20 protein-coding genes are annotated in these 21,710 nt (G+C 70.9%); 14 read left to right on the plus strand and 6 right to left on the minus strand.

Annotated elements, in window-relative coordinates; all coding sequences use genetic code 11:
- Nucleotides 1-51: 51 nt before the first annotated feature.
- Nucleotides 52-1,839: a DUF885 domain-containing protein gene (locus OCJ37_RS01750; protein ID WP_263111977.1), complete on the plus strand. Its 1,788-nt coding sequence runs from the start codon at nt 52-54 to the stop codon at nt 1,837-1,839.
- A gap of 156 nt (nt 1,840-1,995) precedes the next feature.
- Here the strand turns inward: OCJ37_RS01750 and OCJ37_RS01755 are convergent, their stop codons facing one another.
- Both OCJ37_RS01755 and OCJ37_RS01760 read right to left on the minus strand, forming a co-directional pair.
- Nucleotides 1,996-2,367 (minus strand): hypothetical protein, encoded by a 372-nt coding sequence (locus OCJ37_RS01755; RefSeq protein ID WP_263111978.1) that lies wholly within the window; start codon nt 2,365-2,367, stop codon nt 1,996-1,998.
- Between the two features lie 306 nt (nt 2,368-2,673).
- On the minus strand, nt 2,674-3,141 hold the full coding sequence (locus tag OCJ37_RS01760; RefSeq protein ID WP_263111979.1) for a YbjQ family protein: 468 nt from the start codon (nt 3,139-3,141) through the stop codon (nt 2,674-2,676).
- Nucleotides 3,142-3,319: 178 nt separating this feature from the next.
- Between OCJ37_RS01760 and OCJ37_RS01765 the strand changes: the two genes are divergently transcribed.
- Complete coding sequence (locus tag OCJ37_RS01765; RefSeq protein ID WP_263111980.1) at nt 3,320-3,568, plus strand: hypothetical protein; 249 nt, start codon at nt 3,320-3,322, stop codon at nt 3,566-3,568.
- A gap of 308 nt (nt 3,569-3,876) precedes the next feature.
- Complete coding sequence (gene hemB, locus OCJ37_RS01770) at nt 3,877-4,869, plus strand: porphobilinogen synthase (protein ID WP_263111981.1); 993 nt, start codon at nt 3,877-3,879, stop codon at nt 4,867-4,869.
- Between the two features lie 136 nt (nt 4,870-5,005).
- Here hemB and OCJ37_RS01775 read toward each other — a convergent pair whose 3' ends face one another.
- Entirely contained in the window at nt 5,006-6,025 is a 1,020-nt protein-coding gene (locus tag OCJ37_RS01775; RefSeq protein ID WP_263111982.1) for an NAD-dependent epimerase/dehydratase family protein, read from the minus strand.
- Nucleotides 6,026-6,118: 93 nt separating this feature from the next.
- On the opposite strand from OCJ37_RS01775, the gene OCJ37_RS01780 reads away from it, so the two are divergent.
- Nucleotides 6,119-7,006 (plus strand): LysR substrate-binding domain-containing protein, encoded by an 888-nt coding sequence (locus OCJ37_RS01780; protein WP_263111983.1) that lies wholly within the window; start codon nt 6,119-6,121, stop codon nt 7,004-7,006.
- A gap of 206 nt (nt 7,007-7,212) precedes the next feature.
- Here OCJ37_RS01780 and OCJ37_RS01785 read toward each other — a convergent pair whose 3' ends face one another.
- Entirely contained in the window at nt 7,213-7,965 is a 753-nt protein-coding gene (locus OCJ37_RS01785) for a DNA/RNA non-specific endonuclease (RefSeq protein WP_263111984.1), read from the minus strand.
- Nucleotides 7,966-8,146: 181 nt separating this feature from the next.
- On the opposite strand from OCJ37_RS01785, the gene OCJ37_RS01790 reads away from it, so the two are divergent.
- Nucleotides 8,147-10,651 (plus strand): PepSY domain-containing protein, encoded by a 2,505-nt coding sequence (locus tag OCJ37_RS01790; protein ID WP_263111986.1) that lies wholly within the window; start codon nt 8,147-8,149, stop codon nt 10,649-10,651.
- A 667-nt stretch (nt 10,652-11,318) separates the two neighbouring features.
- Here the strand turns inward: OCJ37_RS01790 and OCJ37_RS01795 are convergent.
- The gene (locus tag OCJ37_RS01795; RefSeq protein ID WP_263111987.1) at nt 11,319-12,218 is read right to left on the minus strand and encodes a TolB family protein; all 900 of its coding nucleotides are present in this window, start codon (nt 12,216-12,218) and stop codon (nt 11,319-11,321) included.
- 51 nt (nt 12,219-12,269) lie between these two features.
- Between OCJ37_RS01795 and aroE the strand changes: the two genes are divergently transcribed.
- The 8 genes from aroE to OCJ37_RS01835 all read left to right on the plus strand — a co-directional run bounded on the left by aroE (nt 12,270) and on the right by OCJ37_RS01835 (nt 19,571).
- Complete coding sequence (aroE, locus tag OCJ37_RS01800; RefSeq protein ID WP_263111988.1) at nt 12,270-13,118, plus strand: shikimate dehydrogenase; 849 nt, start codon at nt 12,270-12,272, stop codon at nt 13,116-13,118.
- Between the two features lie 43 nt (nt 13,119-13,161).
- Nucleotides 13,162-13,488 (plus strand): hypothetical protein, encoded by a 327-nt coding sequence (locus OCJ37_RS01805; RefSeq protein WP_263111989.1) that lies wholly within the window; start codon nt 13,162-13,164, stop codon nt 13,486-13,488.
- A gap of 203 nt (nt 13,489-13,691) precedes the next feature.
- Nucleotides 13,692-13,952 (plus strand): hypothetical protein, encoded by a 261-nt coding sequence (locus OCJ37_RS01810; RefSeq protein WP_263111990.1) that lies wholly within the window; start codon nt 13,692-13,694, stop codon nt 13,950-13,952.
- Nucleotides 13,953-14,007: 55 nt separating this feature from the next.
- Entirely contained in the window at nt 14,008-16,137 is a 2,130-nt protein-coding gene (dinG, locus tag OCJ37_RS01815; protein WP_263111991.1) for an ATP-dependent DNA helicase DinG, read from the plus strand.
- A gap of 476 nt (nt 16,138-16,613) precedes the next feature.
- Nucleotides 16,614-18,137 (plus strand): catalase KatB, encoded by a 1,524-nt coding sequence (gene katB / locus OCJ37_RS01820; RefSeq protein WP_263111993.1) that lies wholly within the window; start codon nt 16,614-16,616, stop codon nt 18,135-18,137.
- Between the two features lie 66 nt (nt 18,138-18,203).
- Nucleotides 18,204-18,758, plus strand: coding sequence for an ankyrin repeat domain-containing protein (locus OCJ37_RS01825; RefSeq protein WP_263111994.1), 555 nt, complete (start codon nt 18,204-18,206; stop codon nt 18,756-18,758).
- 62 nt (nt 18,759-18,820) lie between these two features.
- A complete protein-coding gene (locus OCJ37_RS01830) occupies nt 18,821-19,048 on the plus strand; it encodes a hypothetical protein (RefSeq protein WP_263111995.1) in 228 nt (75 codons plus the stop codon).
- 145 nt (nt 19,049-19,193) lie between these two features.
- Complete coding sequence (locus OCJ37_RS01835) at nt 19,194-19,571, plus strand: hypothetical protein (RefSeq protein WP_263111996.1); 378 nt, start codon at nt 19,194-19,196, stop codon at nt 19,569-19,571.
- 172 nt (nt 19,572-19,743) lie between these two features.
- Here the strand turns inward: OCJ37_RS01835 and OCJ37_RS01840 are convergent, their stop codons facing one another.
- Entirely contained in the window at nt 19,744-20,958 is a 1,215-nt protein-coding gene (locus tag OCJ37_RS01840; protein WP_263111997.1) for an MFS transporter, read from the minus strand.
- A gap of 104 nt (nt 20,959-21,062) precedes the next feature.
- Here OCJ37_RS01840 and OCJ37_RS01845 point away from each other — a divergent pair, with 104 nt between their 5' ends.
- Entirely contained in the window at nt 21,063-21,527 is a 465-nt protein-coding gene (locus OCJ37_RS01845) for a winged helix-turn-helix transcriptional regulator (protein ID WP_263111998.1), read from the plus strand.
- The last annotated feature ends 183 nt before the right edge of the window (nt 21,528-21,710 follow it).

Here is a 21,710-nt window from a genome sequence, read left to right on the forward strand (position 1 = left end):
CCGGGCACGCGCCGCGTACGGTCGCCGCATCGTCCCGCTGGAGATCCACCGATGAAGCCACTCGTCCTCGCCATCGCACTGGCCCTGGCCGCACCGCTGCCTGCGCTGGCGCAGGCCGCCCCGGCGAAGGCCCAGGCCGCCAGCCCGGCATGGGTGGCGCGCAGCAACGAGTTCGCGCAGATCCTGCTGCAGGCGCAGGCCCCGTTCCAGCCGGAGGAAGTGAGCTTCTTCGGCGTGCCCGGCTACGACGACAAGGTCACCGACCTCGGTCCGGACAACGGCCGCCGCTATCGCGACGCGATCGCCCAGGCCAGGCGCGCGCTGCAGGAGAAGCTGGAACTCGAACGCGATCCCAACGTGCGCCAGGACCTGGCGATCATGATCCACGCCGCCGACCAGGCCATCGAAGGCAGCACCCTGGAAGAGCGCCTGTTGCTGCCATGGCACGATGCGCCGCAGATGGTGTTCGGCGGGATCAACAACCTGCTGTCCGAACAGGTGCCGGCGCCGCGCCGGGCCAAGGCGCTGGACCGGCTGCAGCGCTACGTCGGCCTGGCGCCCGGCAGCGCCTCCACGCTGCTGCAGGCCCGCCAGCGCTACGAGGAAAAGCTCGCCGACGGCACGCTGTTGCCGCCGACCCGGCGCGAGGTCGAGCAGGCGCTGAGCAACGTGGACACCTACGCCAAGGGCATCCGCGAACTGTTCGCGACCTACAAGATCGACGGCGCCGCGCCGGCGCTGGCGGCGATGGACAAACAGTTCAAGGACTACGCCGCGTGGACGCGCAAGGTGGTGCTGCCGAAGGCGCGCGAGGACGCGCGCCTGCCGCCGGAGCTGTACGCCTTCCAGCTCAAGCAGGTCGGCATCGACATCGCCCCGCAGCTGCTGATGCAGCGCGCGCAGCTGGAATTCATGGAGACCCGCGCGGCGATGCAGCAGCTGGCGCCGCTGGTGGCCAAGGCCAAGGGCCTGAAGGTCGACGATGCCAATGATTACCGCGCGGTGATCCGCGCGCTCAAGCGCGACACCATCGCCAACGACAAGCTGGAGACCCACTACCGCGGCGTCATCGAGCAGATCGACCCGATCATCCGCCAGCAGCGCATCGTCGACGTGCCGCAGCGGCCGATGCAGATGCGGCTGGGCTCGGCCGCCGAGAGCGCGGCGCAACCGGCGCCGCATTTCCGCCCGGCGCCGCTGGTCGGCAACACCGGCGAGCAGGGCACCTTCGTGCTGCCGCTGGGCAACCCGGATGCCGGCGGCAAGGGCGAGCACTACGACGACTTCAACTACGGCTCGGCGGCGTGGACGCTGAGCGCGCACGAAGGCCGGCCCGGCCACGAACTGCAGTTCACTGCGATGGTCGAGCGCGGCGTGTCGCTGGCGCGCAGCATGTTCGCGTTCAACTCGGTCAACGTCGAAGGCTGGGCGCTGTACGCCGAGGCCGAACTGGTCCCGTACGAGCCGCTGGACGGCCAGCTGATCGCGCTGCAGTTCCGCCTGCTGCGCGCCGCCCGCGCCATGCTCGACCCGATGCTCAACCTGGGCCTGACCGACCGCGAACGCGCGCGCCTGGTGCTGGAGAACGACGTCGGCCTGTCGCCAGCGATGGCGCGGCAGGAACTGGACCGCTACATGATGCGCGCGCCCGGCCAGGCCGGCAGCTACTTCTACGGCTACAGCCGCATCATGGAACTGCGCATGCGCACCGAACTGGCGCTGGGCGCGAAGTTCGACCGGCTCAAGTTCAACAACTTCCTGCTCGACCAGGGATTGCTGCCGCCGGACCAGCTGGCCACGGCGGTGGACGAGGTGTTCGTGCCGGCGCAGCGAAAGTGAACCGGCATGCTGCCGCGCCGCTGGCGCGGCAGCATGCCGGCAGGCGGCTCAGTGCCCGTCTTTCGCTCCACTCGCCCTTCTTGCCGGCCGTCGGCAGATGGGCTTGAACTGCTCCAGCGTGGTGATCGTCGTCGGCGCGCAGGCTCCGCAGCCGCGTCAGTGATCGTAGGGAACGCTCTCGGGGCGCCGCCCGTCCGTGTTCTTCCAGTTGCCTTCTTTCCTGGCGACGGGGCACACGCTCATGTACTGCCCGACGGCGGTCACTGCCGTCTGCGTCCATGGGAGGAAGCAGACATAGCCGAAACAACATGTGCCGGTGGTCGGGTAGGGACAGTATCCCGGTGCGGCGATCCAGGCCCCGCTGACCGGATCGGTCGGAATCCAGTTCTTGTCCTGGTCCTTGCATCCCTGCGTGCAGAACACGAAGGGATCATCGTCGCGGCAGGCCAGGGGAACATAGAAACCCGCCGCTTCAGCAGTCGCCTGCAGCCCGAAGAACGCGACCAATATCCATATCCAGCGCTTCATAACGAGTCCTTCTGTCAAAGACGGTCCAATCCGGGTGCTCAGACTAGCGACGTACCATGACCCTCGCGGGTCCGGACGCAAGGCCGGAGGCGGCCCCCCTGATATACCCGAGGGTCGGGAATACTATAACCTGGCCAATAGCTTACCAAGGGTTCCCGAGGGCGGTCGCCTGTGCCTGGATCCCGCGCCCACCCGGAACCGCGAAGCCGGATGTCGGGGCCGGGCCGGCATCTGCCCGCGACGGCCGATTGTCCGGTGAGCGGCGCTCCGACAGCGGAAAACCGCCGGGCCACTCCCACAGAAGGCTCAGCGTTCCTGCGGCGGCACCGGCTGCTGGGGCTGCGGCGAGGCCGGCACCTGCGCCCCCGGCGGCACCCAGATCGCCATGCCCGCCGCGCGCTTCTGGGTGGTCGGGATGCCGATGCCCAGGCCGCCGCCGACGTGGCCGCCGTAGCTGCCGGCGCCGACCGACATGCCGCCGCCCGAGCGTTGCGAGGCCACGCCCATCAGCACCACGCCGTTGGCGCCGAGCTTGGCCGCCTCGCGCTTGAGCCGCGCCATCGCCGCATCGGTCTGGCCCTGAGTGCCGAAGCCGGCCGCGCTGGAGGATTCGAGCTGGGCGATGTCGACCGCGCCGACGGGCGGAGTCGAATAGATCTGGACCAGGGCCGGGTCGATCGGCGGGCGCGGCGCGCCGACCATCACCTTGGAGGAACTGGCGCAGCCGGCCAGCGCGAACAGCAGCGCCAGCGGCAACAGCGGTCGGATGTTCATGGCATTACCCCCGCGGATCGGATACGAGGCGATGATAGGCGGGATCGGTGAACCGCGACGTACCCGCCATCGCCGCGCCACCGTGGCATGCCGGCCGTGAGCCCTGTGCCAAGAGTTGGCTTGCGCCGGCAGGGGCGCGCGCTATGGTGCGCACTGGCATTCAGCGAAGGGCGACGGCATGGGCTTGATCAGTCTGTTGTGGGGCATCGTGGCGTTGCTGTGGATGATCCTGGCCTTCATCCCGCTGCTGGGCTGGGGCAACTGGTTCGTGATCCCGTTCGCCGCGGTCGGCGCGATCATCGCCGCGATCGGCCTGCTGTTCACCTCGGCGCCCAAGCGCGGCCGCGCCAAGACCGGGCTGATCCTCAACGGCCTGGTGATCGTGGTCGGGGTGATCCGGCTGAGCCTGGGCGGCGGGGTGATCTGACCGCCGCTCCCCCCGCGCGGCCGCCGGCACGGCGGCATGCGCGTCCAGTGCGGCATGGGCCGCCCGGCACCGTGTTCGTGCGCTGGCGACGGTGCGATGCCGGACATCCCGATCCTGGCGAGGCAGTGGGCTGCTGTGTTGCAGCACGCCGCGTCCATCCGCGGCCGGCAGGCGTAAAATTCGGGAACGACGGTCGCCGTGGCGGCCGTTCCCGTTCGCGCCGGTGCGTGCGGCGCGGCCCGCGATGCCGGGCGCTGCCTCGTGTCGCCGCGTGCGCGATGCCAGATCCTTCCCTGCAGGAGCCTTGCGTGGCCCATCCCCATTACCGCCCCCGGCGCATGCGCCGCGACGATTTCTCGCGCCGGCTGATGCGCGAGAACACTCTCACCGCCGATGACCTGATCTGGCCGGTGTTCGTGCACGACTTGCCCGGCCGCGCGCCGATCGCCTCGATGCCCGGGGTGGAGCGGCTGTCGCTGGACGAGCTGCTGAAAGAGGCCGAGGCCGCGCTGGAACTGGGCATCCCGGTGATCGACCTGTTCCCGGTGATCGACCCCGCCGGCAAGAGCCTGGACGCGGCCGAGGCCTGGAACGAGGACGGCCTGGCGCAGCGCGCGGTGCGCGCGCTGAAGGCGCGCTTCCCCGAGCTGGGGGTGATGACCGACGTGGCGCTGGACCCGTACACCACCCACGGCCAGGACGGCATCATCGACGCGCACGGCTACGTGCTCAACGACGTCACCGTCGAGGCGCTGGTCAAGCAGTCGCTGTCGCACGCGCAGGCCGGGGTGGACATCGTCTCGCCGTCGGACATGATGGATGGGCGCATCGGCGCGATCCGCCGCGCGCTGGATGCCGACGAGCACCTGCACGTGCGCATCATGGCCTACTCGGCCAAGTACGCCTCGGCCTTCTACGGCCCGTTCCGCGACGCGGTGGGCAGCGCCGGCAACCTCGGCAAGGCCGACAAGAGCACCTACCAGATGGATCCGGCCAATGGCGACGAGGCCTTGCGCGAGATCGCGCTGGACCTGGAGGAGGGCGCCGACATGGTCATGGTCAAGCCCGGCATGCCGTACCTGGACGTGGTGCGGCGGGTGAAGGACGAGTTCCGCGTGCCGACCTTCGCCTACCAGGTCAGCGGCGAGTACGCGATGCTCAAGGCCGCCGCCGCCAACGGCTGGCTGGACGAGCGCAAGTGCGTGCTGGAATCGCTGATGGCGTTCAAGCGCGCCGGCGCCGACGGCGTGCTGACCTATTTCGCGCCGCAGGTGGCGCGCTGGCTGCGCGACGCGCGCTGAGCCGATCCGGACATGCCATTTTGTAGGAGCGGCTTCAGCCGCGACGGGCGTTACCGGTAACGCCCGTCGCGGCTGAAGCCGCTCCTACAGATGCATAAAAACGCTCATTGACGTACGTTTCGCGCAGGCGCGGCGCTTATGCGGATGTCGTCGATGCGGACGACCGGGGCACCGGCACGGAAGCCGCCGCCGGCAGGCAGCCCAATCCGGCCAGCGTCGCCTCCATCGCCTCGTCCAGCGGCGTGTGCGGCTCTTCGCCGAGCGCCTGCAGCAGGCGCGCGTTGCGCATGCGCAGCGGATGGCGCCACAGCGGGCGCATCTCGCGCAGTTCGCGCGCCAGTGGCCAGAACGGCGCGGCCAGGGTGAACAGCCACCACGGGAAGCGGCGGGTCTTCGGCGTCGCCATGCCGTGGCGGCGCACCGCGCGCGCGATTGCCGCGGCCATCCGGGTGCCGTCGGCGTCCCAGTGTCCGTCCATGTGCAGGCGCGCGAATGCCGGCAGCGTCTCGCGCTGCTGCAGCAGCCGGAGCATGGTCCGCGCCACGTCGGGCACGTAGGCCCATTGGTGGCCGACGCCAGGATCTCCCGGCAGCATCACCGTGGCGACCGGCCGGCCCGGTTTCACCATTCCCTGCGCGAGCCAGCTGTTGCCCACGCGCGGGCCGAAGAAGTCGCCGGCGCGGACCACGATCACCCGCGCGCCGTGCGCGGTCGCCGCCTGCAGGCGCCGTTCCAGTTCGACCCGGATCGCGCCCTTGCGCGTGGCCGGCGTCTGCGGTGCGTCTTCGTCTGGCGCCGGGTAGGCGTCCGGGCCGTAGTTGTAGACCGTGCCCGGCAGCACGACGGTCGCGCCCTCGGCACAGGCCGCGGCGATGGTGTTGTCGATCATCGGCAGCACCAGCTCGGCCCAGCGCCGGTAGCCGGGCGGATTGACCGCGTGCACGATCGCCGCGCAGCCGCGCGCGGCCTGCAGCACGTCCTCGCGGCGCATCGCGTCGCCGCGCAGCCAATGGATGCCGTCGCGGGTCTCGCCGGCGGCCGGAACGTTGCGCTGCAGCGCGCGGACCTGCCAGCCGGCGTCGCGCAGCTGGCGTGCCATCTCGCCGCCGATGCCGCCGGTGGCGCCCAGGACCAGGGCGGTGGAAGGTGATGTCATGGGCGTGCTCCGCTGCGGGGAAGGTGGCCAGTCTGGTCCCGGCCTCGCTGCAAAGGAATTGGCGAACATCGCGGGTCCGCTATACATTTACGCATGGACAACGCCATCGGTTGGGAGCTATACCGGTCTTTCCTCGCGGTGCTGGAGGAGGGCTCGCTGTCCGCGGCGGCGCGGGCGCTGGCGCTGACCCAGCCCACCGTCGGCCGACACGTGGCGGCGCTGGAGAAGGCGCTGGGCGTGCCGTTGTTCGTGCGCTCGCAGACCGGGCTGCTGCCGACCGATGCGGCGCTGGCGCTGCGCGGCCATGCCCAGGCGATGGGCAGCATCGCCGCGTCGCTGCAGCGCGCGGCGGGCCGCCATGGCGAGGCGGTGCAGGGCACGGTGCGGATCTCCGCCAGCGAGGTGATCGGCGCGGAAGTGCTGCCGCCGGTCTTGGCGCGATTGCGCCGTGCGCATCCGCAGTTGCGGCTCGAACTGGTGCTGAGCAACCGCGTGCAGGACCTGCTGCATCGCGAAGCCGACGTGGCGGTGCGCATGACCCGGCCGGAGCAGGACCTGCTGGTCGCCCGCCGCATCGGCGCGGTGGCGCTCGGCCTGTATGCCGATCAGGACTACCTGGCCCGGCACGGCACACCGCAAAGCCTGGACGAACTCACCCAGCACGCGCTGGTCGGCTTCGATGCGGAGACGCCGTTCCTGCGCGCCGCGCGCGCGGCGCTGCCGCTGTGGCGCCGCGAGGCATTCGCGCTGCGCGCCGACAGCGACCTGGCGCAGCTGGCCCTGATCCGCGCCGGCTGCGGCATCGGCTTCTTTCAGGTGCCGCTGGCCCGGCGCACGCCACGCCTGCTGCCGGTGCTGCCGCAGCAGGTGCGCTTGGGCCTGGAGACCTGGATCACCATGCATCAGGACCTGCGCGGGAGCGCCGCCTGCGCCGCGGTGTTCGCCGCGCTGGTGGAGGCCATGACCGCGCACGTGGGGTGAACGCCGTGCACTGCGATCCACGGATGATTCGACGAGCGAGCCCGCTGCCCGCAGCGGCGCACGCCCTGCCCGCGCGAACGCACCTGCAGACGTCTTTCACAGCTCCGTACGCAGCCAAGGGACCCGTACAGACTCAGCAGGCCGCACGGTCACGAATCCCCAATCCCCAATCCCCGCGCCACTCACGGCTCCACTCACGGCTCCACTCACGGCAAGGTCAACGCGATCGGCCTGGACTTCATCGCCGCGGCGATCGCCGGGAACGGATCGACGCTGGCCATCGTGATCACGTCGTCGATCGACACCACGTCGCAGGTGATGCTGTCGTCGTTCACGCACAGGTACGCCGCCGCGCCCACGCCGGGCTCGTACACCGCCTTCCACACGTATTCCGGCACTTCCACCTGGTCGGTGCCGATGGTCGCCGCGTTGTCGTCGAAGGCCGGGCCGGTCACCACGTAGAGCTCGCCGCGCTGCCTGGCGAGCTGCCGCACCTGCTCCTCGATGCGCGCCCATTCGCCGGTGTTGAGCTTGTGGTCCTGCGGGACCACGTTGGCCATCGAGAACGTCTCCTTCTCCGAACGCTCGGTGGACGCGTCGCCGGCCGGCGTCATGTGGCCGCGGTCGAAGCCGGTGTTGGTGTAGTCCGAACTCCTGGAGCGGTCGGCGGCGGGGATGGCGGTTTCCTCGTGGAACGAGCCGACCCGGCCGATCGCCTCGGCGCCGGTGACCTGCTGGTCGGTCAGGTGCTCGGCCGAGTACAGCGGCCCCTTGGTCGCGCCCGAGGCCAGTATCGCGTACTCGGTGTGGCAGACCTCGGTGGTGCGCGCGCGCTGCGCGGCGTCCACGCTCGGCGGCGTGCCGCCGGCGTACAGCGTGGCGCAGCCGGTGACGGCCATCGCCGTGTGGGCGGTGAACAACGCAAGCAGCGCCACGCAACCGCGCAGGGAGAAGGACATCGCGCACCTCGCTGACCAGGGGGAGCGAAGAAAATGGCCACGGGCGATGTCGTCGCGGTGACCGTTGCATGTGGCGCCCGTGTCAGCCGCCGTCGTGCCGGCGGAGGGGGGAACGGTCCGGTGCGGATTCGATAAGCATTCTCATCTACAATGCCTGGCCGCCCTTCGACCCTGCCTTGCCGTGACCAAGACGCTGTTGTTCCAGCTGCACTGGCTGCTCGGCATCAGCGCCGGGCTGGTGCTGTCGGTGATGGGCCTGAGCGGGGCCGCGCTGGCGTTCGAGGACGAGATCGTGCGCTGGGCCAACCCGCCGCTGGCCGAGGTGGCCGCGCGCCACGCCGCCGGCGAAGCGCCGCTGCCGCTGGCCGAACTGGCGCGGCGGCTGGACCTGGGCGGCACCCACCGCACCACGCGCCTGCTGATCGACCCCACCGGCACGCGCCCCTCCAACGTGCGCCTGGCCGGCCGCGACGGCGGGCGCCTGTATTTCGATCCCTACACCGGGCAGACCGTGCCGGAGCCGCGGCTCAGCGGGGTGTTCGAATTCGTCGAGGACCTGCATCGGCGCCTGGCGGCGGGCGAGCGCGGCAAGGCGGTCACCGGCGCCTGCGCGTTGGTGCTGATCTTCTTCTGCCTGTCCGGGCTGTACCTGCGCTGGCCGCGGCAGTGGTGGAGCTGGCGGGCGTGGTGGGCGGTGGAATGGAAGCGGCAGGGGCGCGGTTTCCTGTGGAGCCTGCATTCGGTGATCGGCACCTGGTGCCTGGCGGTCTACCTGCTGATCGCGCTGACCGGGCTGTACTGGTCCTACGACTGGTACCGGCAGGGGCTGGTGGCGGTGCTCGGCGGCGAGCGCGCGGAGAATGGCGGTGGCGGCCGTGGCGGCAAGCCGCCGGCGGTCGACTATGCGCGGCTGCAGGCCGCGCTCGACGCACTGCCGGGCGTGCGCCGCGCCTACCTGGACCTGCGCCTGCCCGGCCGCCCCGGCCAGCCGGCGATCGCGCGTTACCTGGCGGACGATCCGGCGCACAGCCGCGCCTTCGACGGCGTGGAGATCGACCCGCGCAGCGGTCGCGTCGTGCGCCGCCTGGACTACCGGCAGCAGCCGCTGGGGCGGCAGCTGCTGAGCAGCGTGTTCGCCCTGCACAGCGGCAGTTTCTTCGGCCTGCCCGGGCGCGTGCTGGTGATGCTGGCCAGCCTGTGCATGCCGCTGTTCTTCGTCACCGGCTGGCTGCTGTACCTGGACCGGCGCCGCAAGAAGCGCGCGTTGCGCAGTGCGCGCCGCGGCCTGGAGCTGGTTGCGCCGGCGGCCGCCGAGCCGTGGCTGGTGGGGTTCGCCAGCCAGAGCGGATTCGCCGAGCGCCTGGCCTGGCAGGCCGCCGGCCAGCTGCAGGCGGCCGGGGTGCCGGTGCAGGTGCAGTCGCTGGCGCAGCTGGATGCGGCGCAGCTGGCGCACACGCGGCGCGCGCTGTTCGTGGTCAGCACCTTCGGCGACGGCGAGGCGCCGGACCCGGCGCGGGCCTTCGACAAGAAGGTGCTGCGCCAGGCGCAGGCATTGCCCGACCTCGGCTATGCGCTGCTGGCGCTGGGCGATCGCCAGTACGCGCGCTTCTGCGGGTTCTCGCGCCGGCTGGAGCAGTGGCTGGCCGCGCAGGGCGCGCAGGCGCTGTTTCCGGCGGTGGAGGTGGACAACGCCGATCCGCAGGCGCTGGCGCAGTGGCAGCGGCAGTTGTCCGCGGTGACCGGCGTGGACGCCGCGGCGCCGGAACTGCAGGCGCCGCCGTCGCTGGAATGGCGCCTGGCCGGACGCGCGCTGCTCAATCCCGGCAGCGCCGGCGCGCCGGTGTGGCGCATCGATCTGGCGCCGCCGGCGCAGGCGCAGTGGCAGGCCGGCGACATCCTGGAAGTGCAGCCCTGCCACGCTGCGGATGCCGTGCGCGACTGGCTGGCCGCGCACGGCGTGGCGGCGGACGTGCCGGTGCGCGCCGGTGGCGTGACGGTGCCGTTGCAGGCGGCGCTGGCCGATCGCGCGCTGGCGCCGCCCGGGCACGCGCACGAGCTGCAGGCCTGGCTCGATGCGCTGCCGCAGCTGCCGCTGCGCGAATACTCGATCGCCTCGGTGCCGGCCGACGGCCTGCTGCAACTGGTGGTGCGCCTGACCCGGCGCAGCGACGGCGGCGCCGGCCTGGGCTCGGGCTGGCTGTGCCTGCATGCGCCGCTCGGCGCCGCGGTCCAGGCGCGGGTGCGCGCCAACCCCGGTTTCCGCCGCCATGGCGATGCGCCGCTGCTGCTGATCGGCAACGGCACCGGCATCGCCGGGTTGCGCAGCCTGCTGCGCGAAGCCGAGCAGGCCGGCGCGCACGGGCATTGGCTGCTGTTCGGCGAGCGCAATGCCGCGCACGACGCGCTGTTCGGCGCGGAACTGCGCGCCTGGCGGAACAGCGGCCATCTGCAGCGGCTGGACTGGGCGTTCTCGCGCGACCAGCCAGGCAAGGTCTACGTGCAGGATCGCCTGCGCGAGGCCGCCGACGAGGTGCGCGCCTGGCTCGCGCGCGGCGCCACGCTGCACGTCTGCGGCAGCCTGGACGGCATGGCCCGCGGCGTGGACGCGGCCTTGCGCGAGATCCTGGGCGAGGAGGCGCTGGATGCGCTCAGTGCGGCCGGGCGGTATCGGCGCGACGTGTATTGAAGTGGGTTGGGGTGGTTGGGCGATCCGGGCGAGCGCTTGGTCCGGGCCGAATCCGGTAATGGTGTTTCCACCGCCATGGCGTCGCGACTGAAGTCGCTCCGCGGTGCAGCCGGTGTTCGGCGCCATCGCCGACCAGCGCGGCCCGCTGCCGGTGCTGTGGCTGGGCGGCGCGTTGCTCGCGCTGGGCCTGGGCCCGGCGCCCCACAGGGGGCGGCGCTGGCTGGGTGCATGGAGGACGAGGCTTCGGTCCTGATGTCTGTGACCGGCCTGTCCAACGCTGTGTCCGTCGCGGCTGAAGCCGCTCCTACAGGACTCGCACAAGGTTTGCGGTGTGTCGGTTGGGCGAGATTTCCCATTCGTGGCGCCGCCGGACGACGCATTGCGGGAAACGTTGGCCTTGGAGTCCTTCGCAATCATCGCTTCACGCTGTCTGTCGCGGCTGAAGCCGCTCCTACAAGAGCGCAGGGCGCGCACCGCTTTTTTGTAGGAGCGGCTTCAGCCGCGACAGATCGCCAAATGGCGCATTCGAATCACTCCTGCACGCCGCCGAAGCGCTCCGCTGCATCGCGTTGGCTGAGCGAGAAACCAGCGCGATGTGCGACATCAACGCTGTCGGCGGTTTCGAGGGGGGATGCAGACGATCGGCCGCCACGGCATGGAGCCGCCGTCAGCGCCCACCCGCACAATCGCCGCTGCCGCTCGCCGCAGGAGCCTTCATCCGGTACACGTCGAGCTTGCCGGCCTTCGGCGCGCGTGCGCTGCCGGCGACCAGCAGTTCGGCCGGCTTGGACGCATCCAGGACCGCGCCGCGCGTGTCGCCGTCGGCGCCGTTGAACGACAAGGCCAGCGGTTGCGGTTGCGCGTAGCGCCCGCCGGCGCACTGCGCCAGCAACAGCTGCGCGCCGTGCGCCTTGCGCGCCCGCGCGAACAGCAGCGCGCGGCCGTCGCCCAGCCAGGCGGCGTCGGTTTCGTCGTCGGCGCTGTTGACGCCGTCCAGCGCCTGCGGCCGGCCGAAGGCCTGGCCCTGCAGCCGCGCCACGAACAGGTCCTGGCCGCCGGCGCCACCGTGGCCGTCGCTGGCGAACAGCAGCCGGGTGCCGTCCAGCGACAGCGTCGGCGCACGCTCGTCGCCGCGCGAATTCACCGCCGCGCCCAGGTTCTGCGGCGGCCCGTAGCGGCCGTCGGCCAGCAGCGGCGCGCGGTACAGGTCGCTGCCGCCGTGGCCGCCGGCGCGGTCGGAGGCGAAGTACAGCCAGTGCCCGTCGGCGCTGAAGAACGGGTCGCTGTCGGCGCCGGGCGCGTTCAACGGCGCCGGCAGCGGCTGCGCGTCGACCCAGCGCCCGTCGCGCAAAGTGGCCTGCCACAGGTCGCCGCCGCCCGGCCCGCCGGCGCGGTCGGGACTGGCCCAGACGATGCGCTGGCCGTCGGCGGCCACGCTGGCGCGGGTCTCGCTGGCCTTGGTCGAGACCACGCCCATGCCCTCGATGCCGAATTCGGAAAGCGCGAACGCCGACGGCGCGCAGAGTAAACTCGCGGCCAGCGCGAGCGGCAGGGCGGGGGTCCGCATGTCGGATTCCTTCGGATGTCGCGACCAGTCTAAACAACCAACGAGCGTTCCATGCCCACATCCCGCTATGCCGTGTTCGGCCATCCCGTCACCCACTCGCTGTCGCCGCGCATCCATGCCGCCTTCGCCAAGCAGACCGGCATCGCCCTGCAGTACGACGCGATCGACGCCTTGCCGGACGGCTTCGCGGCGGCGCTGGCAGCGTTTGCCGCGCAAGGCGGCCTGGGCGCCAACGTGACCATGCCGCTGAAGGAAGCCGCCTACGCGCACAGCGTCATCCACAGCGAACGCGCGCAGCGCGCCGGGGCGGTCAACACGCTCAGCTACCGCGACGGGCAGTGGCACGGCGACAACACCGATGGCGCCGGCCTGGTGCGCGACCTGACCGGGCGCAACGGCCTGGACCTGCGCGGCCGCCGCGCGCTGCTGCTCGGCGCCGGCGGCGCCGCGCGCGGCGTGGCGCCGGCGCTGCTGGAGGCCGGCGTGCAGCAGCTGATGATCGTCAACCGCTCGCCCGAGCGCGCCGATGCGCTGGTCGACGCGCTGGGCGAACCGGCACGCGCCATCTCCCGCTACTGGGAAGACCTGCGCGAATTGGGCGACTTCGAACTGATCGTCAACGCCACCGCCGCCGGCCGCGACGAAGCCGCCGGCTTCTCGCTGCCGTTGTCGCTGGTCAACAGCATGACCCTGGCGGTGGACCTGAACTACGGCGAGATCGCGATCCCGTTCCTGGCCTGGGCGCGCGCGGCCAACTGCCGCGATACCGTCGATGGCCTGGGCATGCTGGTCGAGCAGGCGGCCGAGAGCTTCGAGCGCTGGCACGGCGTGCGTCCGGACACCGATCCGGTCTACGCCGCGCTGCGCGCACGCGACGCGGTGCTGGTCAGCGCCGACTGACCCGAGCGCTCCGGCGCGTTCCTTCAGCCTCCACGGAGATCCCATGGACAATGGATTCCTGCTCCAGTTGTTGACCACGGTGGGCTTCCAGCTGCCGATCCTGCTCGTGCTCGGCGCCGGGGTGGTGCTGCTGTCCACGCGCCGGCCCGGCCGCGCACGCACGCTCGGCCTGTGGGGCTTGAGCCTGTTGCTGGTCGGCGGGCTGTGCGGCTCGGTGACCTCGCTGTTGCCGATATGGATCGTGTCCCAGGGCGGGACGTTCTCCAGCTACGCGGCCTGGTACGGCATCCTGCAGGCCGTGTTCACCATCCTGCATGCGGTGGCGATGCTGCTGGTGGTGCTGGCGCTGCGGTTCGCCTTGCCGCGCTAGCAGCACTGCCGGAGAGCGTGCCCAGGCGACGGCCGCGCTCGGCACGCGGCCGCTCGCTGGCGCAGACGAAGGAGAGGGCGATGCTTGCGACTGCGATCCAGCCGCTGCTGGAGGTCGGGATGGTGACCGGTGGGATCGGCCTGCTGGCGCGCTTCCTGCTGCGTTGATCGGCCTGCTGCTGCTCGCGCGCCTGGCGCCCGGCCGTGCGCGCACGCTGGCGCAGTGCGCGCACGCTGGCGCAGGCGGGATTGGCGGTGCTGATGGCGAACGCGGTGCTGCCGCGCGCGCTGAACGCGGCGGTGGGCTGGAGGCAACTGGTATCCGATCGCCTCGCCGATCCGTACGCATGGACCTACGCGTCGATCCGCCTGCTGGAAGACGCGCTGTACGTGCTCGGCGTGGCGCTGCTACTGCAGGCGCTGCGCCACGCGCTGCCGCGCAAGCCCGCACCCGTGCGGCATTAAGGTTCGCGCCCACGCCGGTTTCAATCCCTGCGACGGGACGTGAGAAAATGCCTGGATGAACGATGCCCCCACGCCGGCCGCGCAACCCGCGCCCGGCAAGCCCCAGCGCGAGCTGACCGAGCCGCTGAAGCTCGCCATCCGCGACGCCTACACCAAGCTGCAGGCCAATACGCCCGGTTTCCGCGTGCGCCGCGCGCAGAGCCAGATGATCGGCGTGGTGTCGCGCGCGCTGGGCACCTCCGGCGGAGTCGGCGTGGCCGAGGCGCCGACCGGCGTCGGCAAGAGCCTGGGCTACCTCACCGCCGGCGTGCCGATCGCGCTGGCCAGCAAGAAGAAGCTGGTGATCAGCACCGGCACCGTGGCGCTGCAGTCGCAGCTGGTGGAGCGCGACATTCCCGCCTTCCTCAAGGCCACCGGCATCGAGGCGACGGTGGCGCTGGCCAAGGGCCGCACCCGCTACCTGTGCGCGCGCAACGTGGCCGAGCTGCATGGCGAAGCCGCGCAGGACAGCATGTTCGAGGACGAGGCGCCGCTATACGACCGTCCGCTGAGCCCGGCCGAGGCCGAACAGGCGCGCGCGCTGGCCAAGGCCTACGCCGACAAGACCTGGAACGGCGACCTGGATGCGGCGCCGGAGCCGATCCCGGGTTCGCTGCGCGCGCGCATCACCACCAACGCCGCCGGCTGCGCCGGGCGCCGCTGCTCGTTCGCGGTGCAGTGCCCGGTGCTGAAGGCGCGCAGCGAGGTGCGCGATGCGCAGATCGTGGTCACCAACCACGCGCTGCTGCTGTCGGCGCTGGCGCTGGGCGACAGCGACAACGGCCAGCCGCTGATCGCGCCGCCGTCGGACATGCTGCTGGTGCTCGACGAGGGCCACCACATCGCCGGAGTCGCCATCGACCAGGGCGCCGCCAACCTGGCGCTGGACGACATGGCGCGGCGCACCGGGCGGCTGCAGGCGCTGGTCGGCGCCGCCTACCGGCTGGCCGACAAGGACACCATCGGCAACCAGTTGCCGAACGAGGCGATCGAACTGGCCACCCAGGTCAGCAAGGGATTGAAGGCGTTCCGCGCGCAGATCGAGCGCGCCTGGGTGCCGGAGCCGGGCCAGGAGGAACCGATGTGGCGCGCGCCCAACGGGCGCCTGCCCGAGGACTGGAAGCCGCTGATCGACGCGCAGGCGCAGGACACCGCCGCGCTGCTCAACTGGGTGCAGGCCGCGCACCAGTTGGTGGCCAAGTCCAAGCAGGAGGACGCGGCCAAGGAGCGCCTGCAGCGCAGCCTGGGCATGGCCCTGGAGATGGTCGAGCAGCAGTACGCGCTGTGGCTGGGCTGGCGCCGCGAGGACCAGGACGGGCAGGCGCCGATGGCGCGCTGGATCACCGCCTCGCGCGATGCCGACCTGGTCTGCCACTGTTCGCCGGTGTCGGCCGCGCAGGTGCTGCGCGCGCTGCTGTGGAGCGAGGTGGACTCGGCGGTGCTGACCTCGGCCACGCTGACCGGCGGCGGCGATTTCCAGGCGCTGGCGATCGACAACGGGCTGCCCGCGCATGCGGAGATGGTGTCGCTGTCCTCGCCGTTCGACCTGCCCAACCAGGCCGAGCTGATCGTGCCGAAGTTCCCGGTGGCGCCGGACGACCGCGAAGGCCACCCGCGCGAGGTCGCGCGCTACTTGGTCAGGGAACTGGACTGGGGCAAGGGCTCGATCGTGCTGTTCACCTCGCGCTGGAAGATGCTCAAGGTCGCCGACCTGCTGCCGGTCGCGCAGCGCAACCGCGTGCTGGTGCAGGGCGAAGGCTCCAAGTCGCAGATGATCGGCGAACACATGCGCCGCATCGCCGCCGGCGAAGGCTCGGTGCTGTTCGGCTTGAATTCGTTCGGCGAGGGCCTGGATCTGCCCGGCGAGGCCTGCACCACCGTGGTCATCACCCAGGTGCCGTTCGCGGTGCCGACCGACCCGCAGACCGCCACGCTCGGCGAGTGGCTCGAAAGCCGCGGCCTCAACGCCTTCAACCTGATCGCGGTGCCGCACGCGCTGCGCACGCTGACCCAGTTCGCCGGGCGCCTGATCCGCAGTTCCAGCGACCACGGCCGGGTCATCATCCTCGACTCGCGCCTGCTGACCAAGCGCTACGGCAAGCGCATCATCGACGCGCTGCCGCCGTTCAAGCGGGTGATCGGCTAGCCGGCGAAGGTGCGCTGGCCATGGCGTCTGCCGCAGGCTGTACGGCAAGGTGCCGTAGCCCGGTTGATCGTAGCCGCCGCTGTTGGGGCCATAGTCGCCGCCGCCTTCGGCGCGGACCCTGGCGGCGAATCTGCTCAGGTACGGCGCATTTCTGCAGGCACGGCCGTCGGGTCGTGCATCGGAATCTCTCCCGAGCTGGGGGTGGTGCGCGATGCGCGCAGTGCAGCTGCGCTCGGCGCGAACCGCACGGCAGCTTCGCCGGCATCGTCTACATTTTGATGTCGGTTTTTTTCAGTCGCCGGATTGCGCCTGCGGCCTGCGCTGTCGAACCTGCAATGCATCGCCCACGGCGTCGGAGACCGCAGTCACATCGTGGAGGCTGCATCTGCGGCGCCTATCGGAGTCATAGCAACTAACGAATTTCCAACGCATGGCGGCGCGGCGATGATTCAGCTCCCTCAACACGAGCTGACGCCATGCGCCCTGCAATACTGTTGGTGCTCGCCCTGCTGTCGCAGACCCTGATCGTCCCCGCCGGGTTCGCCCAGTCCACGCTCACCCGCGACAACGGCGCGCCGGTCGGCGACAACCAGAACTCGCAGACCGCCGGTGCCGCCGGCCCGACCCTGCTGCAGGACGTGCAGCTGATCCAGAAGCTGCAGCGATTCGACCGCGAACGCATTCCCGAGCGCGTGGTGCATGCGCGCGGCACCGGCGTGCATGGCGAATTCATCGCCAGCGCCGACATCTCCGACCTGACCAAGGCCAAGGTGTTCATCGTCGGCGAGAAGACCCCGGTGTTCGTGCGCTTTTCCTCGGTCGTGCACGGCAACCACTCGCCGGAGACGCTGCGCGACCCGCATGGCTTCGCCACAAAGTTCTATACCAGCGAAGGCAACTGGGACCTGGTCGGCAACAACTTCCCCACCTTCTTCATCCGCGATGCGATCAAGTTCCCGGACATGGTGCATGCGTTCAAGCCGGATCCGCGCACCAACCTGGACGACGACTCGCGCCGCTTCGACTTCTTCTCGCACGTGCCCGAAGCCACCCGCACGCTGACCTTGCTGTACTCCAACGAGGGCACGCCGGCCGGCTACCGCTTCATGGACGGCAACGGCGTGCACGCCTACAAGCTGGTCAACGCGCAGGGCGGGGTGCACTACGTCAAGTTCCACTGGAAGTCGCTGCAAGGCCTGAAGAACCTGGATCCGCAGCAGGTGGCGCAGGTGCAGGGCAAGGACTACAGCCACCTGACCAACGACCTGGTCGGTGCGATCAAGCGGGGCGACTATCCGAAGTGGGACCTGTACATCCAGGTGCTCAAGCCGGAAGACCTGGCCAAGTTCGACTTCGATCCGCTGGACGCGACCAAGATCTGGCCGGACGTGCCCGAGCGCAAGATCGGGCAGATGGTGTTGAACAAGAACGTGGACAACTTCTTCCAGGAGACCGAGCAGGTGGCGATGGCGCCGGCCAACCTGGTGCCGGGCATCGAGCCCTCGGAAGACCGCCTGCTGCAGGGGCGCATCTTCTCCTATGCCGATACCCAGCTGTACCGCGTCGGCACCAACGGCCTGAGCCTGCCGGTGAACCGGCCGCGGGTGACGGTGAACAACGGCAACCAGGACGGGGCGATGAACGACGGCGCCACCACCAGCGGCGTCAACTACGAGCCGAGCCGGCTCAGCCCGCGTCCGCAGGATCCGAACGCGCGCTACAGCCGGCTGCCGCTGTCGGGCGCCACCCAGCAGGCCAAGATCGTGCGTGAACAGAACTTCAAGCAGGCCGGCGAACTGTTCCGCAGCTACAGCAAGAAGGAGCAGCAGGACCTGATCCAGAGCTTCGGCGAATCGTTGGCCGGCACCGACGACGCCAGCAAGCACATCATGCTGTCGTTCCTGTACAAGGCCGATCCGGCCTACGGCAGCGGCGTCGCCCGCATCGCCAAGGGCGACCTGGCGCGGGTCAAGCAACTGGCCGCGCAGTTGCAGGACTGAGCGCCACTGCGCAGCGTGACGGCGCCTCCCCACGCCGCGCTGCGCATTCCTTCCCGGAGACCGAACATGCGTCGCTTCCTCTTCCTCGCGTTGAGCCTGGTGGCCGCATCGGCCGCCACCGCTGCGCCCGCGTCTGCGCCGGCCGATCCGGCCAAGGTCCAGGCGCAACTGCGCGACTACTTCTTCGATGCCGCGCGCGAAGGCCGCCAGGACATGCTGGCCGAGTTCATCCGCGCGCGCTACGACCTCAATACCCGCGACGACAAAGGCTATACCGCGTTGATCCTGGCCGCCTACCACGGCCAGCAGCCGGCGGTGGAGCAATTGCTGCGTGCCGGCGCCGATCCGTGCGCGCAGGACAAGCGCGGCAACACCGCGCTGATGGGCGCGATCTTCAAGGGCGAGCTGGCCATCGCCAAGCGGCTGATGCAGGCCGATTGCGCGCCCGACCAGCGCAACAACGCCGGGCAGACCGCGGCGATGTACGCGGCGCTGTTCCAGCGCACCGAGGTGCTCAAGGAGCTTGCCGCCAAGGGCGCCGATCTGCAGGCGAGGGACGCGCAGGGCAACGACGTGGCCAAGCTGCAGCGCGGCGAGTTCGCGCAGGCGCCGTTGCGCTGAGCGCGCAGCGCGCCACTGCTGCGATAGGCGTTGCTCAGTCCACCGGCCACAGCGCCGCGAAGATGCACGCGTTCATCGCCAGGTTGAAGCTGGCATGCGCGGCCATTGCCGGGAACAACGAACCGCTGCGATGGCGCAGCCACGCGAACAGCCGCGCCGGACATCAATGCGACCCAGAGCGCGCCGGACAGCGGCAGCAGGCGGATGCCGGCCGCGGTCGCCAGCAGTCCGTGATGGCAAAGATGCACCAGGCCGAACAGCAGCGCTTCGGTACAGGTGCTTGCGCGTAGCGAGAACCGCTCCTCCAGCGCGCGTTGCAGCAGGCCGCGGAAGAAGATCTCCTCGCCGATCGGGCTGAACAGCAGCACGGGCACGGTGGCGACCAGAAACAGCTGCAGCGTGGTGAAACCCTGGTGGAGAATCGTGTCGCGGTAGTTGCGTGAAATGCTGGCGAACCGGTTGTCCTCGCCGCTGCCGAAGGCGATCGCGCCGAGCGCGAAGCAGGCGAGGGCCGCCAGCGCCCCCAACGCGATCGACGGTGCGAACCAGGCGAGCCGTATCGGCCGCACCAATCCGATCTGCTGGCGCCCCGCACGCGACAGCAGCAGCCACGGACTGGCTGCCATGCACACGAAGCCGAGCGGCAGCAGCCAACGCCAGTGCGCCGGCGCCAGCGTGCCTGCCGCACGCATGGCGGCGAAGGCGAGCGCCAGGGCCACGGCAACAGGCAACTCACGCGCGCTGCTGGACTTCCACGAAACACGCGAGGTCAGGGACATGGGCCGATCTCGCGCGCTCGATGGGATGCGCTGACGCGCGCAGCGCAGGCCACTGTGCGGGCGCTCGGCCACGCAAGCGTGCGATCGGAGCGTCTGCAACAGACGCGCGAAAACGCTATCGGTGCCGCTCATGGCAACGGATGGCCGAGGCCACCCGGTGTCGTTCCCCACTCGTCGCCAACGGCGGATACACGCGACGACGATGGCTAGCGAGCGGATTCCGCCGGCATCCAGCGCAACGTCGCCGCCCAGAACAGCAGCGCCGCCGCGCTGGTCGCCGCGCCCAGCATGCACACGCCCGTCCACCCCGCATGCGCATAGGTAGCGGTAGCGGCGATCGCGCCGAGGCCGCTGCCGAGCGCGTAGAACAGCATGTAGCCGGCCACGCGCCGGCTGTGCGCCTGCGCGTCGCCGCGGAAGACCAGGCTCTGGTTGATCACGTGGATCGCCTGGCCGGCCATGTCCAGCGCGACGATGCCGGCGATCAGCGCTGCCAGCGAGCGCATGCCCAGCGCCAGCGGCAGCCACGACGCCAGCAGCAAGGCCAGCATCAGGCCGCTGCAACGCTGCGCCCAGCCGCGGTCCGCCCAGTGCCCGGCGCGCGCCGCGGCCAACGCGCCGATCGCCCCGACCAGGCCGAACGCGCCGATCGCGGCATGCGAGTACGCATGCGGCGGCGCGCTCAGCGGCAGCACCAGCGCGGTCCAGAAGATCGAGAAGCTGGCGAACATCAGCAGCGCGATGCCGCCGCGGATCTGCAGCACGCGCTCGTGCGCCAGCATGCGCAGCATCGAGCGCAGCAGGGCCGCGTAGCCGGGCGGCCGCTGCGGCGCGGGCAGGGCGGGCAACCCGCGGCGCAGCCACAGCAGCAGTGCCAGGGTCAGCGCCGCGGACGCCGCATAGACGCCGCGCCAGCCGGCCAGGTCGGCGACGACGCCGGCCAGCACGCGCGCCAGCAACAGGCCGATCACCACGCCGGCCTGGGCGGCGCCGACCACCCGGCCGCGTTCGGACGCTGCGGCGCTGGCCGCGGCATAGGCGATCAGGCCCTGGGTCATCGCCGTGCCCAGCAGGCCCACGGCGAGCATGCCGGCCAGCAGCGCCGGCAGCGTCGGCGCCGCAGCCACCGCCAGCAGCGCGGCCAGCAGTGCGCCGGCTTGCCACAGCATCAGCGGGCGCCGCGCATGGCGATCGCCCAGCGGCACCACCAGCAGCAGCGCCAGTGCGCAGCCGGCCTGGGTCGCACCGATCACGCCGCCGGCAGCGCCCTGGCCGATGCCGAATTCCGCCGCCAGCGCGTCGAGCAGCGGCTGCGCGAAGTACACGTTGGCCACGCTGGCGCCGCTGGCGCAGGCGAACAACGCCACCTGCGCGCGGCGCAGCCTGGGCGGCTCGGGATCGGGGCTGGAGATGGTCGGCATGGGCGTACGCGTCGCAAAGTGGTTGCAATTAAAAACCAGTAACAGCCTGTCGCCTTTGGTTTTAAAATGCAACCAGGTGCCGCACTCGGCGAAGAGGAGCCAGCATGGCCAGACGCAGCAAGGACCACGCCCAGCCGTGTCCGGTGGCGCGTTCGGTGGACCTGATCGGCGAGCGCTGGGCGTTGCTGATCCTGCGCGACGCCTTCGACGGGGTCCGCCGGTTCGGCGATTTCCAGCGCAGCCTGGGCATGGCGCGCAACATCCTGGCCGATCGCCTGCGCCTGCTGGTCGAGGCGCAGATCCTGGCGCTGCGGCCGGCCGCCGATGGCAGCGCCTACCAGGAGTACGCGCTCACCGAAAAAGGCGAGCAGCTGTTCCCGCTGCTGCTGGCGTTGCGGCAATGGGGCGAGCGGCACCTGTTCGCGCCGGGCGAGGCGCATTCGCGCCTGCTCGATCGGCGCACCGGCAAGCCGGTGCCGGCGATGCTGCCGCGCGACGCCGCCGGGCGCGCGCTCAAGCCGCGGCAGACGGTGGTACGCAAGGTCGACACGCCTGCCGACGGCGCATGAGCGATGGCGTCATCGCCAGCGCACGCAGCCTGAAGCGGGCCGTATCGGGGCGGATCGGGACGCGCTCCGCGGCCGGCATGGCGCCGGCACCCCCGGATCGGCGAAAATGTCGCCTGGCCGGCCCGTCCCGGCCCATCGCAACGTTCCTGGCGCTGCCGCTGTCCGCTCGCTGCAAGCGCCGGG

It is taken from the genome of Xanthomonas sp. AM6, from assembly GCF_025665335.1.
GTDB lineage: Bacteria > Pseudomonadota > Gammaproteobacteria > Xanthomonadales > Xanthomonadaceae > Xanthomonas_A.

Excerpts from the sequence above, each read along its gene's own strand:
- OCJ37_RS01750 (WP_263111977.1), top strand. The coding sequence starts at position 52 with ATGAAGCCACTCGTCCTCGCCATCGCACTGGCCCTGGCCGCACCGCTG.
- OCJ37_RS01755 (WP_263111978.1), bottom strand. The coding sequence starts at position 2,367 with ATGAAGCGCTGGATATGGATATTGGTCGCGTTCTTCGGGCTGCAGGCG.
- OCJ37_RS01760 (WP_263111979.1), bottom strand. The coding sequence starts at position 3,141 with ATGAACATCCGACCGCTGTTGCCGCTGGCGCTGCTGTTCGCGCTGGCC.
- OCJ37_RS01765 (WP_263111980.1), top strand. The coding sequence starts at position 3,320 with ATGGGCTTGATCAGTCTGTTGTGGGGCATCGTGGCGTTGCTGTGGATG.
- OCJ37_RS01775 (WP_263111982.1), bottom strand. The coding sequence starts at position 6,025 with ATGACATCACCTTCCACCGCCCTGGTCCTGGGCGCCACCGGCGGCATC.
- OCJ37_RS01780 (WP_263111983.1), top strand. The coding sequence starts at position 6,119 with ATGGACAACGCCATCGGTTGGGAGCTATACCGGTCTTTCCTCGCGGTG.
- OCJ37_RS01785 (WP_263111984.1), bottom strand. The coding sequence starts at position 7,965 with ATGTCCTTCTCCCTGCGCGGTTGCGTGGCGCTGCTTGCGTTGTTCACC.
- OCJ37_RS01795 (WP_263111987.1), bottom strand. The coding sequence starts at position 12,218 with ATGCGGACCCCCGCCCTGCCGCTCGCGCTGGCCGCGAGTTTACTCTGC.
- aroE (WP_263111988.1), top strand. The coding sequence starts at position 12,270 with ATGCCCACATCCCGCTATGCCGTGTTCGGCCATCCCGTCACCCACTCG.
- OCJ37_RS01805 (WP_263111989.1), top strand. The coding sequence starts at position 13,162 with ATGGACAATGGATTCCTGCTCCAGTTGTTGACCACGGTGGGCTTCCAG.
- dinG (WP_263111991.1), top strand. The coding sequence starts at position 14,008 with ATGAACGATGCCCCCACGCCGGCCGCGCAACCCGCGCCCGGCAAGCCC.
- katB (WP_263111993.1), top strand. The coding sequence starts at position 16,614 with ATGCGCCCTGCAATACTGTTGGTGCTCGCCCTGCTGTCGCAGACCCTG.
- OCJ37_RS01825 (WP_263111994.1), top strand. The coding sequence starts at position 18,204 with ATGCGTCGCTTCCTCTTCCTCGCGTTGAGCCTGGTGGCCGCATCGGCC.
- OCJ37_RS01830 (WP_263111995.1), top strand. The coding sequence starts at position 18,821 with ATGCACGCGTTCATCGCCAGGTTGAAGCTGGCATGCGCGGCCATTGCC.
- OCJ37_RS01840 (WP_263111997.1), bottom strand. The coding sequence starts at position 20,958 with ATGCCGACCATCTCCAGCCCCGATCCCGAGCCGCCCAGGCTGCGCCGC.
- OCJ37_RS01845 (WP_263111998.1), top strand. The coding sequence starts at position 21,063 with ATGGCCAGACGCAGCAAGGACCACGCCCAGCCGTGTCCGGTGGCGCGT.